Here is a 12,321-nt window from a genome sequence, read left to right on the forward strand (position 1 = left end):
CAAGTTCGGCCAAGGAGACGAGGTACTCGACGGCTGCCGATAATGTTCCTATGTTCCACCGCGTCTGTTGGCAGGAAGCCGACGAGCAGCGGCTGGCGCTTGCACCGAAGTTGGAGGGATCATGTCGGTTATCGCAAGGAACAATGTCACCGTGCGGGGCGAAGGACGGCGCGCCATGGTCTTTGCGCACGGCTTCGGCTGCGACCAGAACATGTGGCGGCATGTCACGCCGGCCTTTGAACAGGACCACAAAGTTGTCCTCTTCGACCATGTCGGCTGCGGCAAGTCCGACCTCACCGCCTATGACCATGCCAAGTACTCGCGCCTTGCCGGTTATGCGGCTGATGTCGTCGAGATAGGTCAGGCCCTGGATATCAAAGGTGGCGTATTTGTCGCACATTCCGTCAGCGCTATGATCGGTATTCTCGCCTCAATCGAAGCACCTGATCTGTTCAGCGAGCTTGTCCTGATCGGTCCATCGCCCCGCTATATCAACGACGAAGGTTACGAGGGCGGGTTCACGCGAGAACAGATCGAGGAACTGCTGGAATTCCTGGACGATAATCACATGGGATGGTCCGCCGCAATGGGTCCGGTGATCATGGGCAACCCCGATCGCCCCGAGCTCAGCGAAGAGCTTGTGAACAGCTTTTGCCGCACCGACCCCGATATTGCCAAGGCGTTCGCGCGCGTCACCTTTTTGTCGGACAATCGGGCGGATCTTCCGCGTTGTCAGGCACGTGCGCTTGTGATCCAATGCAAGCAGGATGTCATCGCCCAGCAGGGGGTCGGTGAATATGTACGGGATCACTTGCCACGGGGGGAGATGGTCGTCATCGATGCAACAGGACATTGTCCGAACCTGAGCGCGCCTGCCCAGGTCATCTCCGCGATCAAAGCCTTTGTGTAAGGCGGAGGCTCAAACTGGATTGGAGGGCATCATGGAGGATCTTGAAGACCTCTACGAGAATGCCCCATGTGGATACCTCTCTCTGGCCGCTGATGGCGTGATTGTCAAAGCCAACCGCACGCTTGCCGGATGGCTTGGCATGCCGAGCTTCGACCTCCTCGGAAAGCGGTTCTACGATCTGCTCAACGTTCCGGGGAAGATTTTCTACGAAACCCATTTTGCACCCCTGTTGCGAATGCAGGGGCACTTCAATGAAGTCGCCCTGGATCTTGTCGGCCCGGATGGACGAAAGCTCCCCGTTTTGGCAAATGCAGCCGAGCGCCGGTCGAGCGACGGGGGAGTGCAGTTTACCCGCATAACCCTGTTCCAGGCGGCGGATCGGCGCCGATATGAGCGCGACCTGGTGGATGCGAAGAACGCAGCCGACCGAGCCCGCCGAGAGCTCGGGGAACTAAACAGAACCCTGGAAGAGCGGGTCGATGCAGCCATTGCCGAGCGGCTCCAACTTGAGCAAGGGCTACTGGCGGAAAAGGAAGTGGCGCGCTTGAGGGAGCAATTCGTTGCAATCCTGGGCCATGACCTGCGCAATCCGCTGGCTTCGATCGCCGGTGGGCTTAACATTCTGTCCCGGGAGCCTCAGTCCGATAAGGCACGGCGCGTCCTGACGATGATGAGCCAAAGTGCCGAGCGCATGTCTGGCTTGATCCAGGATATGCTTGATCTCGCGCGGTGTCGAGCTGGCCAAGGCATTGCTATCGACCCGAAGCCGACCGACTTGCGCATCGTACTTGAGCAGGTTGTCCAGGAATTACAGACCGCACATCCCGGGCGAGACATCCAGAGTTCGCTTGATATTGCGGAGGAGGTAAATTGTGATGGCGGCCGGGTCGCTCAATTGGTCTCAAACCTGCTGGGTAACGCGTTGGCGCATGGGGCCCCTAACCGACCGGTGAAGATCGTCGCGGCTCCTGGCGTCAACGAAGTCGTGATAACGGTTGCGAATGAGGGCAAGCCGATCCCCGAGCACGTAAAGAACCACCTGTTCGAGCCCTTCTTCCGCGCTACAAGCTCTGCTGAGAAGCAGGGGCTTGGCCTCGGCCTATTTATCTGCAGTGAGATTGCTCGAAGCCATGGCGGTCGTTTGGAGGTGCACTCCGACACAAAGCAGACTGCCTTCCTATTCAGGATGCCGCCTAGCGCCGTCAAGCCAGTGGCATCGTGACGGCCCAGTGAAGGCAAAAGCGGTTACGAGACCGGCCGTGAAAAGATAAACTTGTCCGATCTGATGGCGTTCCAACGCCTCATGCGAAGGATCTATGTCGTTCGCGACAAACACAATGAGCCAACCCCGAATAGCTGATCGCTCGTGGCGCCAAAGGCGGTGGTCTGTTCAGGCTGCTTATGAACCGGGCATCGAAACCTTGAATCGCTGCGGCTGAGGCGCAATACTAGAGTAATGAGATTTTCAGGTGGAAGGAAGGAGATGGCTCTGACCGATGTTCGATGGACCCGTCCTGTGAAGGTGCGGCTCCAGTGTGGACTGGAGCACACCTTCACCAGCATCTACGAGGCCCTCGATTTCCTGGAAAACGAGGAGGGGTCGCCCCGCGACGTTGATGCAGCCCGTCGAATTTTGTTTTTGAAGTCGCTGGAGCTTTCTCCCGTTTTGCTGTCGAACAAAAAACTGTCGAGGCAGCTGCTCGAGCGTCCGGTGGCGCCCGCAGCCGGAACCGACCCTCAAAACCCCTCACAGCCGGCGGCCGCAACTCGCCATCTGCGCATCGTGGCCTAATAGTGGGTCGAGACACGCGCATAGCCGATAAGACGTTTTGGGGCCGGCGATAGATTGGCGACTTGCCGCTTTGCCATGGTTTTTTCGCGCGCTTTTCTGGTGGTTTGTACAGATAAGGAATGCCTGAGAAATCGACCAGTTGCAAGCGTGTTTTATGGTCCAAATGCAGCGCCGCCAGACTCGAAAAGCGACCCCGAACGGGCATCCGGCCGTAGCCAGTGTGAAACGCGCTCTGATGGCCATCTGCGCCGGAAATACCTGAAAATAAGGAGATCGGAGGAGGAGAGGGGCAAGAAGGGTCGGCTGAGCAGAGGAATGATGAGGGAAGCCGCATCGTAGCCGAATGCCAGGACCGCTGTGAGTGGCCTGCAGAGCCGAGACCGTTCCGCCGAACCTCGCCGAAATCTGCTCGAAAGGCCGGAAAACCAGGCGTTTCCGGTCATCCAGGGCGACCGACAGGCGGATTCGCGTGCCCTGTCGATCTACCATCGATAAACGCTTGTTATCGATGGCTAGGCGTGGCCTAGGGCAACATAAGGAGTGAGGAATGCTAACTTTGTGATAGAGTTCTTTTAGCAAATCATTTACCATAAAATCAATGGCTTACGATCTCGCGAAAATCAGTATGACAGCCCTGATGCGGCCGGCTTTTGATGCCGGTGTCGCTGTGACCCGTCTCGACGAGCGCATCGCCCGCTCGCCGGTCGGCGCCGGGTGGATCGAGCGCCAAAGTTTCGCCGACGCCTGCGCCTCCCTCTGGATCGACGGCGAACTCGTCCATCTCGAAGACCTCGTCCTGCACGACGCGACCCGCGATACCCGCCCGCCCACGCACGAGCTGATCATCGCCCGCGACGTGTTACGAACCCGCCGGCGCATCGCCGCGCAGTTACCGGATTGGGCGCTGTCGCCGGACGGAATTCGCGCCCTGCGAAAGACAGCGGAGATCACGGCCGCTGGCGCTGATGGAGCGGAGACGGCCAACACCATTCGGCGCGCGGTCCCGGCGGATCCGGAAGGGGAGGGGGATGATGACGGCGCGGGAAATCTGCCCGGCGTCGACTATGCCGCCATCGACGCGGTGCTGGCCCGATCGGAGGCGGCGATCGAGAGCGCCACACGACCGGGGCGCGCCGGCGGCAACCGTTCGGCCGAAAAGGATCCTCTCATCTATGATGTCGACTGGGACGAGGATGCCCGGCTCGACGAGTGGCGCGGCGTCCTGCGCCAGGCCGAAAACCTGCCGGCCGTGCTGCAGGCAATCGTCGCCCTCGATGCCTGGAACGAGCTGGCTGTCCTTCAGCACGCGCCCTGGCTTGGCCGGCTGTTGGCCGCGGCGATACTGGGCCAGGCAGGCGTCACCAGCGGTGCCCATCTCGCCGCCATCAATCTCGGCCTGAAAACCATCCCCGTCGATCGGCGACGGCATCGCGATCGCGAAACGCGGCTGCTCGCCATTGCCCACGGATTTTTGGCAGCCGCCGAGATCGGGATGAAAGAACACGACAGGCTGATGTTGGCGAAAACGATGATGGACCGGAAACTGGAAGGACGCCGGACGTCGTCAAAGCTGCCGGAATTGGTCGAGCTGGTCATGGCAAAGCCGTTGGTGTCGGCCGGGATGGTGGCCAAGACGCTGGATGTGACGCCGCAGGCGGCGCGGCGGATTGTTTTGGAGCTGGGCTTGAGGGAGATGACCGGGAGGGGGAGGTTTCGGGCGTGGGGAGTGATCTGATCCACCGCAGCGTATATTCGTCGGAGGTGGAGAACTCTTGAGATGTGAACACAAGCGGTCGCCCTTAGAACACATCGAAAAAATTCAGTGAGATGAGCAAAAGATACTCTTCCTCGAAACGCAAACAAGGCAGGTAGGACCGTGCCGGCTTCGAGTTAGGGTAACGACCTGTTCACCGACGGTGCTATGATGATTTCCTGCCCGCTAGTTGCTATGGATTATCGGAACGGAGGGGCGGACACATGGCAAAGACGGATATCGGACTGCGGCAGGCGCACAGGATTGCCAACATGCCGGCCGACAAGCGCAAGGCATTCATTGCCGAAGGCCTGCCAATCTTGCTGGAAAGTGCACGCGGCCTCTATGCCGCGTCGCAGAAGGTCTCGGACATGCCCCGTGAGTCCAGTGTACTCAAGGGCCATGCGGAAGAGGAAGCGGCCAAGATCCTCATCCTCATGGACATCGTCCGCTGCCCCAAAAAGCGCATCGCCGGCAGGATCGGGACGTTGATGAGCTGGTATTACGACCATCTTTCGCGGCTTCTCTATGCAGAAGCTTGCCAATGGCGGCCGGTCGATCTGAAGGAATTGCGCAAGATCATCGACCAGCGGCGCGTGACACACTACCTTGAAGGCGGCATGGGCGAGTTCATCGCGCCGAACGACCTTATCTACCAGCGGGAAACCCGCCTCTATGCCGACATCGAAGGCCTTGATGACGGCACCCTGCAGTGGATCGCACCTGGTGGTTACACCAGCATCTTCGATTTCAAGCCGAGTGCGCTAATTGTCGCCGAGGCACTGTCCGCGGTCGGTGCCTTCAGCCTCAATGGGATCAACGCTGTGTCCGAGGTCTGGGACGATGTGGATTTTCAGGATGACACGAAGTCCCATGAAAGCGACCGGCTCATTCAGGCCATGCTCGAACGGCTAATCGAAGAGAAGTTGGTGACGGAAGCCGCCAGTGACGACCATGTCGGTCAACTCTACGACCGCTGGCAAATGCCGCTCTACGCGCTGGACATGAAGTCCAAGGTGGTGGAGCGCTCGGCACTGGAGGAGGAGCAGGAACGCATGCTCTGGGCAGAGATTGGCGTCACCAACGAGTACTGATCCTACCTGTCTCGAAAACACCGAATCCTACATCCCCGATCTCGGAAAGCGAACAGGGCGTGGCCGGTGATCTTTAGTTTAAACGGCTTTTCGCGTGGAATCAGGCATTAGATTAAAGTCGAGGCGTGTAACTATCTGAATTCAAGGAGTCGTCGGGCAGACCGGCGAGGTAGGTCCGATATGCCTCCGGGAGACCGTGGTGGCTCGCGCCGTTCCGCAAGTGGTCCAGGTAGGCAAGACTCGGCAGATGCAAGCCTTCCTGGGGCGATGCTATGTAGGTTTCGGCATCCATCCACTCTCCGTTCAGATTGATCGTGACGGTCAGACGATTGTAGGCATTTTCCGACGGCTCCCGATCGCGACGATAGCCTTCATTGATATCGAGCGAGGCAAAATCTTTGTCACTAAGGTCCCAAACCACGCCCCAGGTATCCTGGCCAATCTGCGGAGTGACCGATGACACGCCGCAACCGCGGTTTTTCGATCGACGCGGAAAACAAAGGATGTAATCCGGCAGATAGCCGAGACCGACGAGCTTTGCGTTGGGGCAACGCTCTATCATCTGATCCGGATCCATGTTGGACCCATAGGCGAAGTAGAGCATGTTGCCTCCATTCTACAAGTTCTTCGGACCTGTCTTTGGTCCACCATATAATTCATAAAAAGCAATGGTTTGCAACAAAGGTGGAAGAATTTTACCATTCATTATTGAATTCTCGTCCACTTTAGGTAAGACTGGTCACTGGCATACGAGGATTTCCATACATGACGACGGCAAAAGCGGATCTCGATTCCGACATCATCAGCCTTGCGCGCCTGGCTCTCGCCGGTCGAGCCCAGGATATCCAGATGCTGGTGCAACGCATTGCGCGCAAGACACGGGCGGATAAGCCCGAGCTTTCCAGTTCGCTGACCGCTCTTCTGCGAGAAGCGCCCTCGAAAGAAACTCCGCTGCGCCGGATGGCTGAAGTCCCGATGCCGGTTGATTCCGATTCGCGCCTTCATCTTCTAAAGATTGAGGAGACGATCGAGCTTGATCATCCGCCAGTGCTAGCCCCAGAGGTTTCCGCGGCGCTTGACCAGCTGATTGCGGAACGGGGTCGGCTTGAGGCACTCGACGCGGCAGGGCTTGATCCGACCAGAACCGCACTTTTCGTCGGTCCGCCCGGGGTAGGCAAGACCCTTGCCGCAAGATGGTTGGCAAAACGGCTCGGCAAGCCTCTGATGATCCTCGATCTCGCTGCGGTTATGAGCAGCTACCTCGGCCGCACCGGGGCAAATCTTCGCCAGGTACTGGACTATGCCAAGCAGGCGGACTGCGTTCTCCTGTTAGATGAGCTCGATGCCATTGCGAAGCGTCGAGATGACCGCGACGAGGTCGGCGAACTCAAGCGGCTTGTGACCGTACTTTTGCAACAGATCGACGATTGGCCGGCGACCGGCCTGTTGCTCGCAGCCACCAATCATCCCGACCTGCTCGACCCAGCTGTTTGGCGACGCTTCGAGATGAAAGTTGAGTTTCCGATGCCAGAGCGGCCGGCAATTCAGGAGCTCGTGAATGGCCTGCTTCAGCCCTATGATGATAGCGCCGATCACTGGGCGAATGTTCTTTCGATCGCCCTCCACGGTCAATCGTTCAGTGACATCAGGCAATCGGTAGAACGTGCGCGTCGGGCAGCTGCGATCTCCGGAGATGCGCTGGAGACCCATTTGCAGGCCTTGATTTCACCGGATCAGCTTTCAAAGTCGGAGCGCATCAATCTTGCGACGATGTTGGTTGACGGTGGGCTTTCCCAGCGGAGCGTGCAGAAGTTGACCGGGGTTGCCCGTGACACTGTACGCAGCCATTCGCGGGCTGAAGTGAGCTCGCGCAAACGAAAGGGTGGCTGATGGCGCGGCAGAATTTTCTCTTGGGGAAAGGCGAGCGCCTTGTGTCTTCTGTCACAGGCGTCAGAGGTGGTTCCCCCAAACAGCATCCCTATACGTTTCTCGAGTCTCGCTCGCGCTTGGCACCGATGCTGAGCCGTGCGGTTTCTCTGGTCGACAGTTTGCCAGCAGCAGCATGCCCTGATGACAAGGCAGTTCTGTCGGTAGTTCTCAACCCGGAATACATCGCAAAGTCGTTCTATCCGAAGGAGCTCTTCCAGCAAGTCGGCGTCGAGGCCGTCGGGAGCCGGACAAGATCGATCACGCCGCAGAAGCGATCGCAAGGACGGCCAGCGCAAGAAACCCTGACGACCGAAATCTTTGTGATGGGGCCAAGAGCATCGCTACGTAGCTGGAGCTCAGCTATGCCGCGATGGAATAACACGACCACCGCAACCAACGGCATTATCTCTATCGAGGAAATTGGTGCTCCTGACGCAGACGACAAGCTAAAAGGCCATCTGCCGGAAAAGGGGAGTGTGACGTTTGAAGCAGTGCTGCACACTGATGAACTTCTTGGCGAGCAGAAAATCGTTCGCGCGTTCCGAGCGTATCTTTCGGAGCTTGGGATCGACGCTCCAATGGACAACCGCTTCTATGCTGGCGGGCTTTGCTTTGTTGAGTTGACCGCGCCAAGTGAACGCGCCGAGGACATTGCGACATTTACCGCAGTCCGCGCGCTTCGGCAGATGCCGACCCTTCGCGTGCTCCGACCGACTATTCGGGCGGCCGCGACCCCTTCGCCTCAGATTCAATATCCAGCGGAAGTGCCAATGGATCCGGCAATCAGGGTCGCCATCTTTGATGGGGGTGTGCCAGACAATCATCCGGTAACGGCCTGGACCACGCCAATCGATACGACTGGTGTCGGCAGCTCGCATGAGGATCTTCGCCGTCACGGTGTGCATGTCACATCAGCGTTTCTGTTCGGCCATATCGACCCGACCAAACCGCTTCCAAGACCTTACGCGCCGGTTGAGCATTATCGTGTGCTCGACACCGACCCCAGTCAGGATCCTGATGGGCTTTACGAGGTGCTTTATCGGATCGATCAGACGCTGCTTGCTCGGCAGTTCGATTTAGTCAACATCAGTCTCGGGCCGAATCTTCCTATTGAAGATGACGACGTTCACGCGTGGACCGCGGTGCTCGACGACCGTTTTTCAAGGAACGATACCCTGGCAACGATCGCCGTCGGAAATGACGGAGAGCGGGATGCGGCACTGGGATTCAACAGGATACAGGTGCCGTCCGACTGTGTAAACGCGATGGCCGTTGGCGCCGCCGATAGCCCCGACGCTGCTTGGGCGCGGGCGCCATATAGTTCTGTCGGTCCTGGCCGAAGCCCAGGTCTCATCAAGCCTGATCTTGTCGATTTCGGCGGTTCGCTGCAGCGGCCGTTCCTCGTTGCAAGCTCGGACGGAAGGCCACAGCTCGAGGTGACCGGAGGAACTTCCTTCGCCGCGCCGAGCCTGTTGAGGGTAGCCGCCGGCGTGAAGGCGCACCTTGGCGCGAATGTCGACATGCTTGCGGTAAGGGCATTGCTCGTACATACAGCCGAAGAAACGTCGATCTCTGCTGAAGAGGTCGGCCGTGGTCGGGTCGCCAGAACGATGGACGACATTCTATTGTGCGACGATGACACCGTCCGCGTCATCTATCAGGGTACTATCTCCGCCCGCAGCTACGTGAGGGCACCGATCCCGGTTCCGGTCGCTGAAATGGAGGGCAAGGTCCAGATAACGGCGACGATATGCTATAAGACACTGACGGACCCCCATCATCCAGGCAACTACACACGGGCCGGCTTGGAAATCGCGTTCCGTCCAAAGGATACAAAGCGAAAAGAAGATAAGAAAATGCATGCGGATACGCAAAGCTTCTTCGGCAAAGCCCAGAAGGGCTTGACGGAGGGGGATCTGCGCCGGGACGCCTGGAAATGGGAGAACACGCTCCACGCCTCTGTCGGTTTTCTTGGAAAAAGTCTGCGTAATCCGGCCTTCGACATCCACTATAATGCCCGCCTCGAAAGCCGAGATTTCGAACCAGAAGACGAGTTACGCTACGCACTAGTTGTGAGCGTTAAGGCAAAGCGCGTCGCGGATCTCTACGATCAGATTGTTCGCCGGTATCAGACGCAGCTCGAACCGCTGCGTCCGGTTGTCGAAATTCCGATCCGCAGGTAGTCCGCATCAATCGCACCAGCGGATCTTCCCGTTACGGATGAAAAAATGGGAGCGGCAACCAACCTGCCGCCAGACCGAAGGGTGGAGCGTGCCTGTTCCATCCTTCTCCACCTTCGCGCGCCAGACGGCTTTCTCGTCAGGGACCAAGTTCATTTCGAGGACAGCGCCGCATCCGCATGGGCACATCATCGTCGCCTGCCACGGGTCGCCGTCTTCGTTCAAAATGTATAGGGTCTTCGGGGCGACAAACCGCGGCATGCAACCTTCACGGACTACGCCGCGGTACGGGCGGCGTAGCAGTGCCCGGAATGTCCCCGCGAGGTATTGAGCGGCATCCAGTAACCACGTCATGAACGCGCCTCCGAAAGTTCCGGCAATCCAAGAAGCGGCGAAATCCTGCCGTGGCCGAGCCAAGGGCGCAGGAGTGCGCAATCTTCCAGCTCTTCGTCTGCAGTCAGGCACAACCAACCCAAGCTGAACTCTATCGAGCCCACATCACTGTTCCGCATCTGGCGATATGGGTGTATCCGTGCCAGAAAATCATTCACCGCCAAGGCTGCCGCGAACATGTTGATGCTGATCACAGCAGGCCGGCTGACGCTCAAGCCGCGGAAATATTTGTCGCGAACCTGCTGTGCTTCCGCTTCGGGATCGGAATTGGCCAGACCTTCCTGCGCAACGGTGCGAAGCGAGATCACGTCACGGGAAATCAAGCTCGACCGTCCAGGGACGATGTAGTGGATCGTGCCCAAGATGTCGCGAATTCGCCCCGCCTCATCTCCATCGCCGGCAGCATCGAGCATGACGCCGACGTCGAAATACGGAATGATATGGTATGTCGAGACCAGGTTCATCGCGAAGCGCCCGGTATGCGTATCGACGCAACCGAAAATAACATCGCAGACCGATAGGGCATGGATCGCCGCCGGCGACATCAACGTCGACGCAACCTTGATGATCTTCGTCGGAAGCTCCGTCGCGATCGCTGCGGCTTCGGCTACATCGACCTTGAGACGGCCCGCCCGAGCATCGGCGATGGTGCTATTCAAGATTCTGTTCAGATTGCGCTCCTCGACGGTATCAGGGTCGATGATGACGATTTCGCCGAAGCCGAGGCGGATGAGCTGTTCAAGCAAAGGGCTGCCGGTGCCCGAAATACCGACAATGCCGGCGCGCAGTCTCGCGAGCGTCGCCGTGGTTCCATCCCCGAAGGCCTGATCCTGAGATCGGGCAAACGGAGAATTTCGATTGTGAGCAGTTGCAGGAAAGAGCCGAATGTCAGGCCCTGCAACGCTGATCATGTCGAGCGACCTCATATCGTCGCCCCGCCAAAGAAAGCGGCCAAAGAGCCGGCCACATGGTTGCATGACAATGCTGCCGTGAGGAATGTCAGCGCCGACCCAGGAGCGGACCACCGGCAGGAGCTCGCGATCGCCGGCGTCGTCAACCTCGGAGAACTGCGGGAAGTTGCCGGGGTGGCAATGAACCTTTACCACACTCAGCCCAAGTTCTTCCGCATGATCGAGATGAGGAATGATCAGGTCGGTCGGCCACGAGATGCGGTCGTCGAGCCTTTTGCACTTGTCATGATCGAGCAAGACAACGTCGCGAACGGAAAGGCGGTAACGGTCCCCATGACCGCTTCCGCCGCAGAGCAGGAGGGCGGCGGCCTCAAGGCCGTCACCAGGGAAGAGATGATGACGCAGCATTTCATGCTGGCCGACCGTCATGCTGAGGGTAACGTTCATCGGGAAGCCTCCTGCTCGAAAATCTCCTCGATGAGGAAGACGTGGGTCTCCAGGCAGTCGACGCCGGGCACCCACAGGTTCGCACCGGAGCGATGACGCGACCAACGTTGGAAGATCCTGCCCTCGATCGGCTGCTCGACCTGCGTCTGCGGGATCTCGCGCCCGTCGATGCGGGACAGCTTGGGATAGACGTAAAGCATGTCGAGCGGCGTCATCGGGTAACCCTGCTCGATGCGGATCGCGAGCGACACGCTCTTATGGTCGAAGCAGGAGGGCACCGGGAAGTCATGAAGGATGGCCCAAGTCGAGCCATCCTTGACGATATCGAAGCGATGGCCATAGGCCTCCAGGAAGGCCATGTCGGCGTCCAGGAGCGGCGCATCGCGCCGCCCCTGAACTTCGCCGTCGGTCTGTTCCTTGCGGATAGCGCGGAACTTTTCTGTGCCCGGATGCCGGAGGTCCACCTTCTCGTCAAGTTCCACCTTCTGCGGCTTGTGGCCGGCGAGCTTGACGCGGAGCGTGTAGTTCTCCGGCGGGGTGAGACCGGCAAGAACGAGAACCTCGCGGCCAGTGATATACGGCTTGTCCCAGACGAACGACTTGTCGTTGATCTTGAAGCGGTAGCCCTTTGCGAGGGGCGGGCGCTTGCCCTCCTTGGCGTAGGCCTCCAATTCGATGATCTCATCAAGGATGTCCTCGAGAAGGTCCTCGATGCGGGAGGCCGAATTTTCATTTCCGATGATGTGCATTTTACCCTCGTGGGTTTGTGGTTGAACTGACCATCCCATCGCGGTCGGCCAGTGAATGCATCATCATTCAAGCGTGCTAAGTTTGTCAAGCAGAGAAATAGCATGCTTGATAAAAATAGCACACAGCACGCATGCTTGACTTATCAAGCGCCGGCGATACAAT

General features: G+C 58.6%; 10 protein-coding genes. 7 read left to right on the forward strand and 3 right to left on the reverse strand.

Annotation, left to right across the window (positions count from 1 at the left end; translation table 11 throughout):
* Nucleotides 1-121 precede the first annotated feature (121 nt).
* The 5 genes from EDE09_RS17730 (at nucleotide 122) to EDE09_RS17750 (ending at nucleotide 5,549) form a co-directional block, all read left to right on the forward strand.
* Entirely contained in the window at nucleotides 122-910 is a 789-nt protein-coding gene (locus EDE09_RS17730; protein WP_132412009.1) for an alpha/beta hydrolase, read from the forward strand.
* 31 nt (nucleotides 911-941) lie between these two features.
* Complete coding sequence (locus EDE09_RS17735; RefSeq protein WP_132412011.1) at nucleotides 942-2,132, forward strand: PAS domain-containing sensor histidine kinase; 1,191 nt, start codon at nucleotides 942-944, stop codon at nucleotides 2,130-2,132.
* A gap of 261 nt (nucleotides 2,133-2,393) precedes the next feature.
* Complete coding sequence (locus EDE09_RS28705; RefSeq protein ID WP_245505187.1) at nucleotides 2,394-2,702, forward strand: hypothetical protein; 309 nt, start codon at nucleotides 2,394-2,396, stop codon at nucleotides 2,700-2,702.
* Nucleotides 2,703-3,300: 598 nt separating this feature from the next.
* Nucleotides 3,301-4,437 (forward strand): RHE_PE00001 family protein, encoded by a 1,137-nt coding sequence (locus EDE09_RS17745; RefSeq protein WP_132412013.1) that lies wholly within the window; start codon nucleotides 3,301-3,303, stop codon nucleotides 4,435-4,437.
* A 242-nt stretch (nucleotides 4,438-4,679) separates the two neighbouring features.
* Nucleotides 4,680-5,549 (forward strand): hypothetical protein, encoded by an 870-nt coding sequence (locus tag EDE09_RS17750; protein ID WP_132412015.1) that lies wholly within the window; start codon nucleotides 4,680-4,682, stop codon nucleotides 5,547-5,549.
* 112 nt (nucleotides 5,550-5,661) lie between these two features.
* Here EDE09_RS17750 and EDE09_RS17755 read toward each other — a convergent pair whose 3' ends face one another.
* Complete coding sequence (locus EDE09_RS17755) at nucleotides 5,662-6,153, reverse strand: gamma-glutamylcyclotransferase family protein (protein WP_132412017.1); 492 nt, start codon at nucleotides 6,151-6,153, stop codon at nucleotides 5,662-5,664.
* Between the two features lie 161 nt (nucleotides 6,154-6,314).
* Here EDE09_RS17755 and EDE09_RS17760 point away from each other — a divergent pair, with 161 nt between their 5' ends.
* Both EDE09_RS17760 and EDE09_RS17765 read left to right on the forward strand, forming a co-directional pair.
* Nucleotides 6,315-7,439: an ATP-binding protein gene (locus EDE09_RS17760; RefSeq protein WP_132412019.1), complete on the forward strand. Its 1,125-nt coding sequence runs from the start codon at nucleotides 6,315-6,317 to the stop codon at nucleotides 7,437-7,439.
* A complete protein-coding gene (locus EDE09_RS17765; RefSeq protein ID WP_132412021.1) occupies nucleotides 7,439-9,661 on the forward strand; it encodes a S8 family peptidase in 2,223 nt (740 codons plus the stop codon). The genes EDE09_RS17760 and EDE09_RS17765 overlap by 1 nt, the downstream gene beginning before the upstream one ends.
* Before the next feature lie 347 nt (nucleotides 9,662-10,008).
* On the opposite strand, the gene EDE09_RS17770 is transcribed toward EDE09_RS17765, so the two are convergent.
* Entirely contained in the window at nucleotides 10,009-11,409 is a 1,401-nt protein-coding gene (locus EDE09_RS17770; RefSeq protein ID WP_132412023.1) for a ThiF family adenylyltransferase, read from the reverse strand.
* The gene (locus EDE09_RS17775; RefSeq protein WP_165924211.1) at nucleotides 11,406-12,158 is read right to left on the reverse strand and encodes a multiubiquitin domain-containing protein; all 753 of its coding nucleotides are present in this window, start codon (nucleotides 12,156-12,158) and stop codon (nucleotides 11,406-11,408) included. Before EDE09_RS17775 ends, EDE09_RS17770 begins: the two co-directional genes overlap by 4 nt.
* Between the last annotated feature and the right edge of the window lie 163 nt (nucleotides 12,159-12,321).

The organism is Neorhizobium sp. S3-V5DH (genome assembly GCF_004343065.1).
In the GTDB taxonomy this organism is placed as follows: Bacteria; Pseudomonadota; Alphaproteobacteria; order Rhizobiales; family Rhizobiaceae; genus Neorhizobium; species Neorhizobium huautlense.